Origin of the sequence: Deinococcus alpinitundrae (genome assembly GCF_009982895.1) — a bacterium.
Taxonomy (GTDB): domain Bacteria; phylum Deinococcota; class Deinococci; order Deinococcales; family Deinococcaceae; genus Deinococcus; species Deinococcus alpinitundrae.
In genome coordinates, this window is record NZ_WXZL01000028.1 from 8,915 (window position 1) to 24,234 (window position 15,320).

At 63.0% G+C, this 15,320-nt stretch carries 5 protein-coding genes; 1 reads left to right on the forward strand and 4 read right to left on the reverse strand.

Annotated elements, in window-relative coordinates:
• Positions 1-39 precede the first annotated feature (39 nt).
• The 4 genes from GUI70_RS18730 to GUI70_RS18745 are packed head-to-tail and all read right to left on the reverse strand — an operon-like array spanning position 40 to position 14,463.
• A complete protein-coding gene (locus GUI70_RS18730; protein ID WP_161883841.1) occupies positions 40-2,280 on the reverse strand; it encodes a hypothetical protein in 2,241 nt (746 codons plus the stop codon).
• Complete coding sequence (locus tag GUI70_RS18735) at positions 2,277-3,023, reverse strand: hypothetical protein (protein WP_161883842.1); 747 nt, start codon at positions 3,021-3,023, stop codon at positions 2,277-2,279. Before GUI70_RS18735 ends, GUI70_RS18730 begins: the two co-directional genes overlap by 4 nt.
• Complete coding sequence (locus GUI70_RS18740; protein WP_161883843.1) at positions 3,020-5,023, reverse strand: hypothetical protein; 2,004 nt, start codon at positions 5,021-5,023, stop codon at positions 3,020-3,022. The genes GUI70_RS18735 and GUI70_RS18740 overlap by 4 nt, the downstream gene beginning before the upstream one ends.
• On the reverse strand, positions 5,020-14,463 hold the full coding sequence (locus GUI70_RS18745; RefSeq protein ID WP_161883844.1) for a tape measure protein: 9,444 nt from the start codon (positions 14,461-14,463) through the stop codon (positions 5,020-5,022). Before GUI70_RS18745 ends, GUI70_RS18740 begins: the two co-directional genes overlap by 4 nt.
• Before the next feature lie 359 nt (positions 14,464-14,822).
• On the opposite strand from GUI70_RS18745, the gene GUI70_RS18750 reads away from it, so the two are divergent.
• Positions 14,823-15,251, forward strand: coding sequence for an N-acetyltransferase (locus GUI70_RS18750; protein ID WP_161883845.1), 429 nt, complete (start codon positions 14,823-14,825; stop codon positions 15,249-15,251).
• Positions 15,252-15,320: the final 69 nt, after the last annotated feature.

Genomic DNA, 15,320 nt, shown 5'->3' on the forward strand with positions numbered 1-15,320 from the left:
CTCAAACGTCCCGGCCAGCGGGTTGGTCGCCTTGATTTCCTAGCCTGCCACATACGGCACGGTGTCATTCGGTGGGACAGCGCCGTTAAGCGTCTGAAGGGGCGTGAACCCGCGTCCTTTGCGGCCCAGTGCCGGAATCGTCGGTGAGGCATACCACGTCAGGGCGTTCACCCGGTCAAGTTCGGCCAGTTCCCCAGTGATGCGGGCGTTCAGTACCGTGCCATCTGCCTTGTAGCGCGGCAGAGTCAAGTCTGAGAGTTCCACCGTCCCGGCAATCGCCTCGTAGAGTGAGTAGTCGGGGTTGCCCGCTCCCACGTCGAACCTACCGGAAAGCCGGATCACTTGCCCAGTGTTCTCAGCGTAAATCATGTTGCGCTGGTCACTGCTGCCGCTCAGGCCGGTCAGGTCGAGGTTGCTGCCCACCACATCCCAGTCCAGCAGTTCGATGCGCCCACCCGAAACGGGCTGGAGCATCTGGATGGTCGAGGTCTTGCTGTTCCTGGCCTTGTTGCCGCGCCCACGCCCGGTCGCGTTGCGGAAGCTGTACGCCATGCCGCCCGAATCCTCGGTTTCGTTACTGTCGAACTTGATGTCACGGACTGTGTCGATTTCCATACCGCCCAGACAGCTGCGGTTGACGTTGTTGCTGATGGTCGGATTGAGGAAGTAGCTCTGCGGCACGACGTTGCCGCCTTCATCCAAGCCGCCGTAAATGGAGGACACCACAAAAGCCCAGTTACCAGTGTTGGCGGCGCGGTTGCCAGTCAAGACAAGATTCTTTTTGCTGTTGCCCCGGTTGGCAAAGCTGGCCTGCACCTTGATGCCGTTCAGGATGGCGCGGAAAACCCTGTTTCGCGTCACCGTCATGTCGTTGCCGGGATTGAGGTACATGCAGTGCTGGCCCATGATGTCGTAGACCCAGTTCAGGTCAATCAGCAGCTCGTCCCAGCCGGGGCCAGTGAAGATACCCTGAGCAGTGCGTGACACATTACAGCGCTGGATGATGCCACCGGGTCTGCCTTCCTCGTCCCAGTTGGAGGCGAACTTGATGCCGAAGTTGTGATTGCCGTTCACTGTGATGTCGGAGGGGCCGACCACCTTCAGCCCGTCAACAATCAGCCCGGCAATGAGTTCGGCGTACAGGCCCGCATAGCCGAAGTCGGTGATCAGGCCGCCCTTGACCCGCACATCCTGGCCGCCCATGAGCCAGAGCAGCCGACCCATGTTGCTGCTCAGGCCGGTCCATTCCCCCGCGCCAAGTCCAGCTAGGCGGGGGTTTCTGATCTCAGTATCTACGGCACCCACGAGCTTAAGGGCAGGTGTGCGGGTGGCCTGCTGCAAGATGCGCGACTGGCCCCGGAACTCGTAGACCCGGCCGAGCGGGTTGGTGGCCGTGACGGTGCCGTCTACGCTGTAATCGCCGCCAGCGAGGCCAGTGAAGATCAGGTGCTCATCTGAGTCCACTGCCATCTGCATCTTGCTGGTGTTGTCGGTCAGCGTGTCTGCCTTCACGCCAAAGTTCTCAAGGGTGTACGCAATCTTGGTCTGCGCGCCGCCCATCTCGTCCTTGATGGTCACGGAGTTTGGTCGGATGATGATGTTGGGGATGGCGTAATCGTTGTTGCTGAGGGATTCAAGCGCTGGACTGCGGGTGGCCGTTGCGCCATTGGTTGATCGGGTCCAGACCTGACCCTGCTCAGCCCCGGTCATGATGCGGTAGTTCCCCGCCGCGCTTGGCAGAGTGGTGTGGTCGCCACCTGACCAGGGGGTAAGGTTGGCCGACGCCAGGAACTGCGCCTGCGCCTGCGCGCTATCGGCCAGCGATTGCACAGCTGCCGCATGGTCAGCATCGGCCTGCGCCTTCTTGGTGTCCAGATCGGCCAAGCCCGCGCCGAGGGCAATGAGCTGCTGCGGAGTGGCTGAAATCGCCTTCCCGACCAACATCAGCGCGTTGATGTCCAGCTCGGTCGCCGTCGGCGAGCTTAAGATCGGCTGGAACGTAATGGAGCTGATCGGCAGACCGCCCTTCCGCACCGTCAAGCGGTAGGTATCCGGGTCCGGGTCAATCCCAGGCCGCGCCGCGCCGCTCACGAAGTCGCTGTAAGTCGTGCCGTCGAACGCCTTGAGATCTCCGGTCGAATTGATGGCCGCGTCAGGAAAGCCGCTCGCTGGCGCAATGCCGTTCTGACCAATCACGCCGTGCCCGGCAGCAACGGTAATGGAGACGCTCAGGGCACTGGTGTCGCCGCCCCGGTCATGCTTGTACTTCCAGATGCTCAAAGTTCCCCCTCTTTCCAGGCGATAACGGCGCTGGCTCCGGCGGCAGTGATGGTCAGGCTTGACGAACCCGGTTCCAGATAGGGCAGTGGCCCCGTCACGTACAGCGCGGCGTCCACACCGTTTAGGGTCACGTCCTCACCGTCCAGCGTCAGGATTTGCCCAGCTGGGATGGTCCCGTGCCAGGTGGTCAGCCCCGCATCACTCAGGATGCTGGGATTGATGACAGCCGAACCGCCCGCCGTGATGCTCACCCGCAGATCCGCCCGCGCCTGCCCGCCAATGTTGACGATGGCCGCACTCCCGACAGCAACAGACCGACTCTTGCTCTCCTGCCAGAAGTACGGCGACTTATGCTCCACGGTGAGTTCCACCGCGCCGCCGTGTTGGGCACTTCCGGCAAAGCTGCGTGTCACCTTGCTCACTCCGGCGATGCTCAACGTCCCGCCCGGCGTGCGGCTGTAACCGCGAAACAGTGGCGCGAGGTTGGCGATTTCGCGCTGCAGGGCAAAAGCCTCGTCGTGGTTTTTGCCGTGTGTTGCGAGTCTGATGACCATCTGCCCGGCCCTCGGGCGGCGCTCGCCGATGAAGATCTTCATACCCGTGCCCGGCACATCCTCGAAGGTTCCAATTGGAACCAGATCCGGCAGTGTCTCCGTCTTCACGAAGAGCGCCTGCTCAGGGGTCCAGCGATACAGGTTCAGGAGGTCAGCCCCCTGCTCGTCTAGGAATACTCGGTCAATCATGCCTGGCCTCCAGGGGTGCGGAGAATGCGCTCGACGCTCTGGAAGCCCAGGTCGAGTGCCTCGGTATCGTCTAAGGGTTGCGGCGTCCCGGCCTCGATGCTGACCGTCAGGGTGTCGAGGTCGTACACGCCCCGCGTCACATCCAGATCAACGTCCCCGTGCGCGGTATCGAAGCGGGCGATCCCGCTCACCTCTAGGCGGCGCAAGGTCTTGTACTTGCCCACCCAACTCCTGACCGGCTGCATCTTGTAGCGCAGCAGGCCGTAGGCGTAGGCGATCAGGGCGGCCTGATCAGCGATGGCCGCGCCCACCCAGCGGATCTGGTTCGGGTCGCCGGTCACGATGACCTGCGAGGCGGTGATGTCCTGCGGTGTCGCCCAGATGCGCCGCCGCCCGACTTCTGGATGCGCCGGGTCTGGGCCGTCCACATCGTCCTTGCGGGTCAGCGTCACGGCGGTGGTCAAATCCTTGAGCACCACGCCGGTCACGTTCACGTCGGTGGTCACGGTGTCTCCGGCCCGCCAGACGTACACGCCCGGCAGTCCCACCCGCACGGTCATAGGCGCTGAGAGTGGCCGTACCTGATACGGCGTGATCCCGGCGCTCGCCGTGCCCGCTGTCGCCAGCACCTGCCCCATCGCGGGCAATCCCCCTGTGCTGCTGGTTGCTGAAACGGCAGGCAGATAAACCTTCAGCGACGGCCCCGGCAGCTGGACAGCGAAGTCAAAGGCGACTGGCCGGTGGCCGGTCGCCGTGATGTAGGCATCGACGTCCGCCTGCACATACCGCAGCAGCGCCGTACTGCCGGTGAGGTTGAACTGCCGGACGCTGTTGGGGACGTAGGGAATCGTTGTCCAGGCCCCGCCGTCGATCTGATACTCCAGATCGATCACCTTTGCCGTTCCCCCGGAAGGGGTGTAGGACACCACGCCCTCGATGTTGCCCTTGCTCCCTGTCGAGGCCGTCTGGGTGATGCGCACGGTCTCCTGCTGATTCTGGGTGAGCTGCAGGCCTGCGCCCTGATTCACGGCCAGCGTGCCCGGCCCGATGCCCAGTCCATCACCCAGATGGCCGGTCCAGTTCGGTGTCAGGGCCGTGTTGGTGGTGTGCAAGTTGAGGTTAAACGTTGGTTCGTCCGGGTGAATCACCGGAATATTGATGTCCACCGATGTCCCGGCGTACGGGTTGTTCTGGGTGGTCGTCACGCTGGCAGGCAGGCTTTCAGGCAGCCACGCTTCACCGAAGACGGCAATCTCTAGCGTGGCCTTGTACTCGAAGAAGGCCCGCACGCTGTCCGGTCTGGCGTACTCGAAGCGCACGCAGTTCTTGTACCCGTCGTGGGTGCCGGGCGGCCTGTCGGAGCGCGTGCGGGGGAAGCGGTGGGTCAAGGTGTCGGTGAGCTGATGCACCACGATCTCAGCTAGGGGATTCACGCCCCAGGTGGCCCCGGCAGCGGCGGGCAGAGCAGCGGCGAAACTGTCCCCCACGGTCTCGAACAGCGTCAGGGCATTCAGCACGGCGTTCACGTCCGCAATACTTCCCACGGTGATCCCTGGCGGCAGCACGGCGCGGGCCAGGACCGCTTGCAGGTACGGCTTAAATCGGTCCTTGAGCGGCAGCACTGTCGTCCCATCCGCTGCGACGTCCGAGTGCCACGCCGCGTCGCCTACCCGGTCCTTGAGGCTCAGCAGCTTCACCTCGCCGCCGCCGATCTCCCAGGGTTCCTGCCCGACTTCCCCGAGGTAGATCGGCACGTCCGAGTCCGAGAGGTGCACCCGCACCCAGTCACCGGGGGCCATCCGTGAGCTGCCACGCTCAGGGACAGCGCTCAGCTTCAGGTTGCCGGAGCCGCACAGATTCCCCGGCAAGATCTCCAGATTCCCACCCAGGACGGCTAATTCACCCGGCTTGTACTCGCCAGCGGCGCGCTGGTACGCCGTTCTGTACGGCCACGCCGCCCCGGCCCGGCTGAACGTCACGTAGTAGGTCAAGAACTTCACGCCGTGAACCTCGAAAAGCGGGCGCGCAGGCCGCTGTCATACCCACCGCGCTGGCCGCTCTGGACGATGGTCGTCTGAGTAAATTGGACTTCCTTGACGGCGGCGGTGTTGTTGTTCACGGCAGTGGTCAGGCTCGGGATGGCGCTGTTCAGGAGACCCAGCAGCGGCCCCAGTTCACTGCCCAGCTGGACGCTCAGGCCGGGCAGGGCCGCACCAATCTGCTGAATCAGACCCCCGGCGTCTAAACCCTTGCTCAGCGCCGCATCGAGCTGGGTGAACAGCGGGTCAAGCTGACTGAGGATGCGTTTCACGATGAAACCGTCCTGAATGGCCTGACTGATGCGGTCCCGCACACCCTTGTACATGGCATCCAGCGGGCTGTCGCCGGAGAGTATGGCCTGCACACCGCTCAGGAGGGATTGACGCCAGCTCACGCGGGTCTGCTCGGCGGCGTCCGCTGTCGCTTTCGCCAGATCGCGCACGGCCTGTAGATCAGCAGCCTGGGCGGTCAGGCGGGCCACGCGCTCCTGGGTGTCGAACTGGGCATTGATGCTCGCCACCTGAGCGGCAGTCAGCTCAGCGGCACTCAGCGCCGCCTCGCGTTCCAGGGCGATTCTTTCCAGCGTGCGGGCCAGCTTGTCGGCGTTGTAAGCGGCATCGATCTGGCGGCGCTGGTCATCGGTGTCGGCAGCAGCGAGGGCCAGCGAGTGCTCCGCGTCGGCCAGGGAATCCAGGTTCGAGAGGGCCTGCAAGCGGATGCCCCGCTCGATTTCTGCCGCCCGCCTGTTCGCGCTGGTTTGCCAGTCCAAATAGTCCTGCTCAATCCCCTGCCGGCGCAGGGCGAACTGCTGGAGCAGAATGGCCCGCTCCTCATCGGTGAGGGCCTGGTTGGCGAGCGCGGCAGCTTGCTCAGCGGCCACCTGTTGCAGCGCCAGATCGCGTTTCTTGCTTTGGTAAACGTCGTCGGCCAGCCCGGCGCGCTTGGCAAGTTCGAGGGCCGTCTGTTCGTTGTTCAAGCGGTCCGTTACGTTCTTCTGGCGGATGGCCCGCAGGGTGTTTTCAGCCTCGGTCTCGGCGGCCACGTCTTTAAGTCGGTACTCATTCCGCAGCAGCAGGATTTGCTCTTGGGTCAACCCCTCCTTGCTGAGTGCCTCTTCCAAGGCGGCGGCGTTGGTCCGTTTGGCAAGCGCCAGCTGCTCACGGGCCGCGTCCTCGTCGCTGATGAGCCGGGCATTTTTGCGGATGTCCAGACTGGCCTGCTCGATGCTGATCTGCTGAGTGGCGAGGCCACGGGCCATCTCCAATTCTTTTCGAGCCTTCTCAGCGGGCGTCGTCAGGGCATCGTCAATGACCTTCCCGGCTTCCATCAGCCCATCAATGGCCGGTTGCAGCGACGCCACGCCCGTTTTGAAATCCTCCAGGGCCGCGCCGATGGTGTCCTTGTTGCCGCTCTTGAACGCCTCCATCAGTTTTTGCACCAGCGGACCGAAGACAGCAATGACCGGCGCACTGTTCAGGAACCCGTCGACCAGACCCTTGAACGCCACTTCCTTGAGGCCGTCGTAGACCGACTTCGTGAAGCTGTCCTTGCTGCCGCTGGCGAGCGCCGCTTTGAACCCGCTCTCGACGCCGGAAACAATCCCACCTTCCAGACTCAGGGCCAGGGCCTTGCCCGGCTCGTCGATGGTCTCTTTGAAGTGGGTGGTTTTCCAGAACAGAATGCCCGTGGTGTACTGCTCAGACTGGCGGGTGCCGTAGCCGTTCGGGTCGAAGCGGAAGTTCTTCCCGTAATCGGTCGTCTTCTTCAATTCCGCCCGGAACGCCTCGGCCTGCCGGGAAAAGAACGTGAAGATCGAAGTCAGCGCTTGAATGGCCGCGCCCACGTAATCGCCCTTTGAAATGGCCTTCGCGAAGTTGGCGACATCGTTCACCATGCCGCTGAGGTCACTTCCCCACTGCCCGGCGACTTCCTCCGAGGTGCCGCCGAGGGCCTGCATGGCTGCTGTGACCATCGGGACGGCCTGCTGAGCGTACTGGGCGAAGGTATTGATCTGGGCCTCACGGGCGGCGCGCAGGGCATCCTCAGCGCCTTCCAGGGCTTCTAGGGTCGTCAGGTACTTGTCGCTGTCACGGTCCAGGCCCACCAGCTCGGCGCGGTAATTGCTGATCTGCTCGGTCAGGGCACCTTGCAGCTCACGATTGGCTGAGAAGTCATAGCCGTTGCTCTGGTTCACCTTGCGCTGGGCGGCCTTCACTTTCGCGGCGGCGGCTTTGTCGGCGATGCTGATTTGAGCCTCAGCCCCGTCGCTGTCGATCTGGGTCAGCGTGGTTTGCAGGGTCAGCTCGGCGGTTTTGATCTTGTCAGCGTTGTCTTTTGCGTCGGCCAGGGCGCGGCCATAGGCGAGCTGAGCGGCCAGCCTGCGGGCCGTCAAGCTGGCGGTGAGGCGATCTTGCTCACTCACGGCCCCGGCCTTATAGCGGGCCTCTTCCTGGGCTGTTGAGAGGGCCGTCACGGCGTCTTCAGCGGCGCGGCGCAGGTTCAAGCGAATCACGCGGCGCTCTTCCTCGCCCTGGGTCGTTACCGCGATGCCCTGTGCTTCCGCTTCACGGTCAGCAGCATTCTGCAAGTCGATGTCCACCCCGGCGGCGAGCAGGGCGCGCTGGTGCTGACGTTCGATGGCGGCCAGTTGCAGGTTCTCTTTCTCCTTGCTGTATTCGAGGTCACCGCTCAGGCCCAGGGTGTGGCGACGGTCAGCAGCGGCCTCTTCGAGCTTAGCGAGGGCGTCTTCGGTGCTCTGCTGGCGCTGAATGCGGATCTGCTCACGCTCGGCGCTGCCCTGGCTCGTGGCGGCGATGCTGGCGGCCTCAGCCTCACGGTCTGCCGCGTTCTGGAGGTCCACATTCGCCCCGGCGGCGAGCAACGCGGCCTGGTGCTGGCGCTCAATCGAGGCGAGCTGCAAGGTTTCGCGCTGCTGACTCAATTCCAGATCGGTACTCAGGCGCAGGGCATGGTCGCGGTTGATGGCCGCTTCCTGCACTTTCGAGAGGGCATCTTCGGCGCTTTGGGCTTGACGCAGCCGAATTTGGCGGCGCTCCTCTTCGCCCTGGGTGGTGACCTGGAGGCTTTTTGCTTCAGCCTCACGGTCAGCAGCGTTTTGAAGATCCACGTCTCCTTTGGCTGCGGTCAGCGCCCGCTGATGCTCGCGCTCGATGGCCGCTACCTGGGCCGTTTCCTTTTCCTGGCTGTATTGCAGGTCATCGCTCTGTGCGAGCGTGTGGCGGCGCTCGATTCCAGCAAGTTCCAGTGCTGCCAGGGCGTCTTCGGTTGCTGCCCGGCGCTGGAGAAGGATCTGGGTGCGCTCAGCCTCTCCCTGGGCCGTCAGGGCGATGCGCTGCGCCTCGGCGTCCCGGTCGGCGGCATTCTGAAGGTCAACGTCCACGCCCGCTGCCGTGAGGGCCGCCTGATGCTGGCGCTCGATGCTGGCGAGTTGGATGTCCTCTTTTTCCTGGCTGTAAGTCAGGTCGTCGGTGAGTTTCAAGGCGTGGCGCTGATCGGCTCCGGCCTGTTCGAGTTTGCTCAGCGCCTCCTCAGTGGCTTGCTGGCGCTGCAAAACGATGTTCTGACGCTCGGCTTCCCCCTGTGAGGTGGCCTGGATGCGGGCAGCCTCGGCCACACGTCCAGCATCGTTGAAAGCGTCCACGTCATCGGCCTTGTTCGCGGCGTCTTTGGCGCGCTTCTCTTCGCGGTTGATGGCATCGATCTGGAGCCTCTCAGCCTCTCGGCTGGCCTGCTCTTCGGTGATGAGGCGGGCGGCCTTGCGCTGGGCAAGGCTGGCCGCTTCCAGGCTCGCCAGTGTGTCCTGGGTCTGCTTGGCGCGGCTCAGGGTGAGCTGACCCAGCGCGGTCTGCTGCTCGCCTGTGATGCGAAGTTGCGAGGCGTTGAAAGCGTCCTGAGCGGCCTGCACCTTCGCGGGATCGCCGTAGAGACCCCCAGCGTCGCTGATGGCGCTTTCCTTGGTCTGCTGAGCCAGCTGGAGCTGCCGCGCCGCGCGCTGGTTGATGTAGTCCTCTTCGCTGATTTCGAGCTTGCTGTGCCGGAGCTCCAGGGCCTGCAATTCCAGATCGTCTAGGGCCTGCTGATGGGCACGGGCGGCGTCCACATCGGCCTTCAACACCCCGGCGTTGTAATCATCCTGCAAACCCCGCAACCGGCGCAGGTGGGCCACCTCGGCGTTCTCATAGGCCTGAAAGCTCGCTCCGGCGGCGTCCAGGCGCTGCTGTTCGGCGGCATAGTCCAGCGCTTCGCTCTGTTCGAGCAGGTCTTTGCGGCGCGAGAGGTAATTCTCGGCACTCAGGCCGTCCTTGTTTTGGTCGAGCTGGGTGAGCTGCTGCTGCACGACGCCTTTCTGGCCGTCGATGGTCAGGCCCACGCCCTCCTGCGCGCCCTTGATGATGGCGGCCCGGACTTTGAGGCCCAATGCTTCCAGCGAGGGGTACTTCTCCGGGTCGATCTTGGCAAGCTCACTGTTCACCGCCTGCAAGCTGGCCTGATCCCCGTTGTTCAACGCGGTGTAGGCGCTGAGGATCGTTGGGCTGAGGGTCTTGTCACCCAGGCCCAACTGGAGGTCCGCCGCCGCGCCGCCGAGGTCGCGCAGGGCTGCCGCGAACTGCTTGGCCTGATCCACCGGCAAGAACTGGTCACTGTTGAGTGTCAGGTTCCTGAAGAGGTCGCCGAGCTGTCCCAGCGAATCGAAGTCCACTTGCGAGAGGTCCACTCCAGCTGCTGCCAGCTTCGTCAGCAGGGTAGGGACGTCGCTCAGTTCACCCATGCTGGCCTGATCCGTCGTGACGCCCAGGAGGCCCCGCAGCGCCCCGGCCAGCAGGCCCAGCGCGTCACTGCGCCCAGCGGCCTGCTGCTCGATGCTGCCGCCGCCGGAGAAGAGGCCGTTCACCGTGTCGGAGATCGTTTTGATCTGATCGGCGCGGTCCTTGAAGAGCTGATCGGCGACCTGATTTTCTTGCGCCTGAATCTTGACTGACACGTCTTTCAGCCGCTGGGCCGCCACGCGCCCGAAGCCATCTAGCGAAGCGAGGTAAGCCGTCTGGAGGTTGGTTTTCCCGGTGGCAGTGCTGCTGTCCACTGCGGCATTCGCGGCAGCCAGGCCCGTGCTGTTCCCGGCGTAGGTTGTGGCATTGCTCAGTTTCTGGAGCCGCGCCTTTTCGTCAAGCGCCCGGCTGGCTTCGTTGCGCTGCACCTCGGCAAGCTGGCGCTGATAGGCAAGGATCTTCGCGCCGCTGGCCTGCTCGATGCGCAGCTGCTCAGTGAGGTTGCCCTCGGCGTTTTTCAGGTCAGCGTCCCGCTGGGTCACGGCGTCGGAGAGCTGCTGAGTCAGGGCCTCTTTCTTGACGCCTCGCAGACTGGCTTGCAGTTCCTTGCTGAGCTTAAGCTGGGCTTCAGACTGGGCACGCTGGCCTTTTTCGTCTTCGCTGAGCAGCGCCGCCTGGGTATCCCGGGCGCTGCTCAGCGCGTTATCGCGGGCATCCTGGGCGGTTTGCAGGGCGAGGGTGTGCTGCTGCTGGGCAAGCTGCTCAGCGGCCTCTCGAAGGGCAGGCCTGCCTTTGGCAGCGGCTTGTAGGGCAGCAGCCAGCGTGTTGTTGGCCTGCACCCTGGCAAGGTTGTAGCCCTTCTGCGCCTGTGCCTCCTGAGCCGCTTCGAGGGCCGCGCCTTCTTTGTTCTGAACGGCCAACTTCGCAGTTGCACTGTCCCCAGCGGCCTTCAGTGCCAGTTCATAGCTGCGCTGGGCAGTGGCAAGGCTCTGTTTGGCGGTATCAGCTTCGCCCTGAGCGCTGGCCTCGCTCTTCTGGCGCACGATCTCCGCGATTTTCTCTGCATTGGTCCCAGCGGCCTTCAGCCCCTCGACCTCGGAGCGGGTGCTCGCCACAAGGTCCGACAGGGCGTTTACCTGGGTGCGGTCTTTGGTGCCCGAAATCCCTTTACTCGCAGCAGCCTGAGCCTTTTGAAGACTGGCGATGTAGGTCTGGACAGCCTTTTCGTAGGTCGGCGAATCCTCCGATACCCGCTGAAACAGGGCGCGAGCATCTTCCAGTTGACGCTTCAGCTGGTCAGCGAGGCCATCTTTCTTGGCTAGAGAAGTGATTTCACTGTTGGTAGAAGTGAAGAGGGCGCCGAACGCGCTCTTCTTTTCCCCCGCCGGGAGGCCATCGCCGAGCTTCTTAGTCTCGGCAGCGGCCTTGCGCAGCACGGCCAGGTAAGCGTCCAGGGCCTTGTCGTAGCCGGGCGTCTCTTTGGTGTACAGACTGAACACGCCTTTGGCATCGTCGATCTGCTTTTTCAGGGCTTCCAGCGCGCCGCCCGATTTGCTCAGGGAAGTGATCTTGTCAGCAGTCGATTTGACGATGCCCGCCAGATCGGAACGCGAAGCGGAAGCTTCTGGCAGTTTCATAGCGGAATCGAAGGCCAGTTTCTGCACGTTGTTCAGCGTGGCGAGGTAACGATCAACGGCTTTCTGATACCCAGCTGAACTCTTCTCCAGCCCTTTGGTGTTGAGGGTGAAAGTATCTTCAGCCTGCTTGAGCCGGGCATTGAGGGTGTCCTGCAGGGAAGCTACGGGAGCCTTGCCGCCCACGCCGGTGTAATCGTAATTCTCCGGCTTGGCTTTGCTGACCGGAGCCGCTTGCCTGGGCACGGAGGCAGCATCAGCGGCAAACGGGCTTGTGGGCGCGCGCAGGATGGTGGCGTGGCCCGGATCATAAAACTGAATCCGGCGGCCCTGGGTGCTATCGTTTGCGCCCACCAATTCCAGCCTCTTGTTCTCCCAGCCCGCCACAGTCTCAACGTGGTTCCCGGTGCGCTGCCCGGTCTTGGCATTCAGGACAGCCCCGTAGACCTTCGGATCCCGATAGAACACCAGATCGCCGGGGCGAGCATCCTTGGGGTCTTTGATTTCCAGATAATTGGCGGCGACAGCGTTCTTTCGCAGCTGCCCGGCGCTGGCGCTGTACTTCAGATTGTTGCCCAGCTCCGACTGAATCTTGGCCGCCACGTCGGCACACCAGGCCGCAATTTTGGGGTTGCCACTGACCTTGCCAGTGGTCACCAGGCCTTCGATGAAAGCGCGCCCAAACTTGCCGGTTTCATCTGGAACGTTCGTGCGGGCCGTGTCGCTCTGGCTCGGCCCGTAGGTCGGCCCGTTGCGAACGTCTCTGTCCTCTCTGGCTGCCGCCGCCACGCCCTGCGCCCGCGCCACGGTGCCATCCACGAAGTTGCCCTTGCCGATGTGCAGCAAGTCCCGCGCCCAGTCGGGAATGTAACCCTTCACTTTCTCAATCGCGCCCGACACGCTTTCGCCCAGCTTCACCGCCAGATCAGCGACTCCGGCCACGATCCCATCGCGGATATTCAGGCCGATCTGCTTGGCTTTATTGAAGGCGTTCTGCCCGAGGGTCTTGAGGGCACTCCAGACCTTTTCCAGCGCGTCATCAATGGACTTGCCGGTGCGTGCCCACATCTCCGAGAAGGTATTGGCCGCGCCCTGATAATCGCCGCTGATGAGCTGTGAAATGGCCTGGAAGGTGCTGCCGAAGCGGTCCAGCCAGCCGCCCAGAATGCGAAAGATGGCCGTGACGGCAGTGCCCAGAACTGGGGCCAGTGCATCCCACACGGGCCGGAGCACATGCTCCCACAACTCGGCGATCAGGTTGAACGCGCCTTCAATGAACCGGGCCGCGCCCTGAATGACGCCTGGCACTTCGGTCCAGACGCGCTGGACCAGCGGCGCGATGCGCTCGAACACCGGGACCAGCACCGTCTGATAAGTAGAGCTGATGGCGCTCCAGGCGTTGATGATGGCCCCGCGCACCTGGTTGAAGACGGGCAGCACCGTCTGGTTGATCTTCAGCACGATGCTGTCAAAGGATTTGTCCAGCCCGCCGCCCGCAAAGGCCGCCCGGATCTTGCCCAGGTTGCCGTTGACCGCCACCAGCAAATCTTTCAGGCCGAGCTTGTCGATCAGGAACTGACCCACGTCGCCGCCCGCCAGCTTCAGCACGTCCATGGTGTTGGACCACAGGCCGAGCAGCGTCTTGCTCTGCGCCGCCATGCCGCCCGCGAACCTCGTCTGCAAGCCGTCCAGAATGGCAGGAATGGCCGTTGAAGCGCTGATGGCCCCGTTCTCAGCCATCTTCATGGCTTCAGGAATACTGACCCCGATCTTGTCGGCGAGCAGCTTCCAGGCGGGAATCCCGCGCTCGGCAAGCTGATTCATTTCCTGGGCCATGACCTTGCCCTTGGCGAAGATCTGCCCGATGGCCAGCGTCACCCCGTCCAGCATGTCCTTGCCGCCGCCGAGCGCGCCGACCGCGTTGCCCACGGCGGTCAGGACTGGGATGATGTCCTTGGCCTGGAAGCCGTAGGCCAGCAGCCGGCGGGAACTATCGCGCAGGCCCACCAGCTCGAACGGCGTGCGGGCCGCGAAGTCGGCCAGGTCAGCCAGGAACGCCTGGGCCTTTTGTCCGCTGCCCAGCATGGTGGTAAACGCTGTCTGGGCCTGTTCCATGTCGCCTGCGAGGCGCACCAGGCCGAGGCCGCTCCCGATGATCCGCTGAACGCCCTGCGTGATCTGCTGCAGGAGGCTGAACCCGGCGTTGACCGAAACGAGGCTGGCCTGGAGGCGGCTGAAGCCCCCGGCGCTGCTGTCGGCCTCGCCGCGCAACATGGCCAGTGCCCGCGCCGCAATCTGGGCGGCCAGTCCAGTGCTCTTCTCGGCATCGGTCAGGCGCTTGAGGCCTGCGTCGGCTCCAGCGATGATGGCCGCCAGCCGCTGCGCCTCGGCACTGCCCGCCGCGAACCCCTGGGCCATGAGCAGCGCCGCCGCCCGCACCGCTTCGAGCTGGGTGCGTGATTGTGCGCCCGCCGTGCCTGCGCCCTTGAGTTTCTTTTCGAGATCCTCGATGCCGCGCCCGTTGATCAGGTTGATGGAGCGCTGGGCGTCGGCAATGATCTGCGCGAGACGCTGGGCTTCGACACTCCCAGCTGCAAACTTGGTTGCTGCGGCCTGGGCGGCAGTGACGATGCCTTCAAGTCGGGTCTTGGCCCCGGCGGCGTTGGTATCCACCCCAGCGAGATACCCGGCCAAGGCGCGGATGTTGCCGGAGTCGATGCGTCCAATCTGCGCGGTCAGCGATGCAGCGGCCTGAGTGAGTTTACGGGCCTCGGCACTGCCCGCCGCGTATCCACCGGCCAGGGCTTGCAGAGAGGCGCGGGCCGCAATGAGCTGCGTCCGCTGCGCGTCGGTGGCGGTGCCACTGGCCCGCAGGTCTGACGCGAGCTGATTGACCAGACCGGAGAGCGCCTTGACATCCGCACCGCCTGCGACTTGAGCTTGGATTTGCAGGAGGATCTGGTCAGCGTTCGAGGCCATGCTCACAGCCTCTCAAGGGGCGTGACACCCGGCGGGTAGAGGAATGACAAGAAAAACCCCAGCGCTAGCCGGGGGCTTGAGTTCTTTTTGACAGGTTAGGCGAGGGCGAGAGACAGGGTAGCAGACGCTCCAGTAGACACGTCTCCGGAAACAAGAACATACATGACCACTGCCGCAATGCCGACGCAGCGGACTATCAGTGAAGTGGCCTCAAGAAGGGCACTGAAGTTGGAGATGCCGCTGGTGAACATGCTTTGTTGGTTCATATCATCACCTCTTTCGTTCCTGTCTCTCTGCTCATTCCTACCCTTGAGGGGGCAAAGGTATGCATTCAGTGTATCAATTGGTAAGCTTGAAAGATGAGTGAGCGCACATTCGAAGTACTTGACCGGGAGGGAAAACCCTACCGTTGTGACGTTTATACTGATGATATAACATTTATTATCCGCTTATATTATTTGCGAGAGAGAGTGGGTCATCTTTACGCTACCTTCAGTGAGAGCGAGGCCAAACTCAACGACATTCACGTTGAGACAGAAATGCCTATACGCCAGTTTTTTGGCTTGAGAGTGCGTCACATCAATAAACGCCGTCAAGGATTGGGTAACGTAATGCTCAACCTCTTGATTAAGGAAGCATATGCACGCGCCTGCTCAAGAATTACGGGTTGGGTTATTCAGACGGATATTCAGGAAACACCTGGTCTCCTGAGCTGGTATCGAAGGCGTGGCTTCTCCGTCTCACTCGATAATGGCGAGCCTGAAATTTGCTACATCATAAATAGTTAGTCATCTTAAATTCACATTGAGCTCTTAGGGTTAGATGTGACCACTCTTGCCAGAGGCTTCTCTGTAATG